General features: G+C 67.6%; 1 protein-coding gene. It reads left to right on the top strand.

All coding sequences use genetic code 11. From position 1 onward, the window contains the following. Positions 1-247: 247 nt before the first annotated feature. On the top strand, positions 248-1310 hold a 1063-nt coding region (locus ACEN88_RS32010; protein WP_413346222.1), incomplete at its 3' end, for a hypothetical protein.

Raw genomic sequence — 1310 nt, 5'->3', positions numbered from 1 at the left:
CTTGTTCTCATCCGCAATCATAAACCCTTCAGCTTCTCGCGGGTCAGGCGTTCGATGGCTTCTATTTACTTGGGGGGGTTTTTTTCTATGACGTCCTGCGGCCGCGCCGGCGCGGGCGGGGCGGCAATCCGTGCCGGTACGGGCGCCATCGGACGCCCGGCACTGAATATATAATGTGCAATCGGCAACGATCCCGGTAGAATGACAGGGTTGTACATTCGTAAATACTGTCAAGGAGTCGGGAATCGTGGGTTCACCATTCAAAAGGTCGGCGGCGGCCGTTGCCGCCGTCTGTACGCTCGTGGGCGGCGCCTGTTTTGCACAGGACGCCGGTCCGCAAAGCATCGTCGTCACGGGCCAGCGGAGCACGTCGTCGTGGGTGCGGGCCGAGAGCGCCCACGTGGTCGTCCTGTCCGACGCGCCGCGCGACGACGTGGCCCGGCTCGTGGAACACCTGGAGCGCCTCGACAGCCTGCTGCGCGTGTACACGGACGACTACCGCCCCAAGTCGGCCGGCCCTGAGGCCAAGCTGAACCTCGTGTACCTGAACGACGTGCGCGACCTCGACCGCGTGGCGGCGGACCGCCCGGCCAACGGCATCGCGCTGTTCCGCGATTGCACGGACGGCACCCAGGGCTTCCTCGTGCGGACGGCGCCGCTGGCCGCCATCGACGACGACAAGCTCGTCAAGACGCCCCTCGACGAAGGACTTTCGTACGCGTCGGAAGCGTATGCACGCCACTTCCTGTATCGTCACACGGACGTGCGCGGCCCGTCCGCCTGGATCGAAGGCTTCGCGAATTATTTCGCGGGCGTGCGCTTCGGCGCGACGCAGATGGTGATCGGCCGCACGCCGCCTGGCGTGGGCCGGTATTTCTATTTCCTCGACCAGGGCCACCGCTACAACCTCGACTATGCCGACGTACTGGGACCGCGTCCGTTCGCGAACCTGTCCGACACGCGGCGCCGGGCGGCGGGCGTGGAATTCGAGGCGCGTTCCTGGCTCCTCGCGCACTACATCCTCGGGGCCGGCGAACGGCGCAGGAAGCTGGGGACGTTCCTGAATGCCGTCCACCAGGGTGCCGACCCGGCCGCCGCACTGCGCGACGCGTTCGGCCTGGACGTGGGCGATGCGTCGACCGCGCTGTGGCGCTACCGGCTGCAGCGGGCCGAGGTCATGCGCGTGGAGCAGCCGCCCGGTCCGCGTCCGGAGATCGCCATCACGACGATGTCCGCGACGTCCGGCGGCTTCATGCTCGCCGACGCGGCCTTGAAGGCCTGTCCGGCACCCGCGCAGGGGGAGGCGCTGC

Source organism: Massilia sp. CT11-108 (assembly GCF_047302915.1).
Classification (GTDB): domain Bacteria; phylum Pseudomonadota; class Gammaproteobacteria; order Burkholderiales; family Burkholderiaceae_D; genus Telluria; species Telluria orientalis.
The sequence above is the reverse complement of the archived record's forward strand: the minus strand, read 5'-3'. Positions and strand labels throughout refer to the sequence as shown.